This window comes from Pseudoalteromonas sp. S1609 (genome assembly GCF_005887255.1).
Classification (GTDB): domain Bacteria; phylum Pseudomonadota; class Gammaproteobacteria; order Enterobacterales; family Alteromonadaceae; genus Pseudoalteromonas.
Genome location: NZ_PNDJ01000344.1, coordinates 1 through 291, shown reverse-complemented (window position 1 = coordinate 291; position 291 = coordinate 1). Strand labels below are relative to the sequence as shown.

At 26.8% G+C, this 291-nt stretch carries 1 pseudogene; it reads right to left on the bottom strand.

The features are described from left to right. Positions 1 to 291, bottom strand: a pseudogene (locus CWB76_RS20220) (hypothetical protein); the annotation flags it as partial.

The following is a 291-nucleotide window of genomic DNA, read 5'->3' as shown; positions in this document are numbered from 1 at the left end:
CCTTCTACAAACAAGATAAAATCACTGAAGAAAAGTCTTGCTTCTTTGTCACTAAATATGTTTATGAAGGTTTCATTATCGTAGGTTGTATTGAAGTTACTATTTTTAGTTTTATGTTCGGTTTTTTTTTGATTTGCATTATTCCTTTGATTTACTCTAAATTTTTTTATTATTTCTTTTACAATATTTGGAGAGTGGTTCGTTAAAAAGCCTCGTGGCCTTGTATTTGTATGATAAGGATTTTTGCTATATTTGTAACTTTTATAAATATCCTGAATTAAAACATAGTTC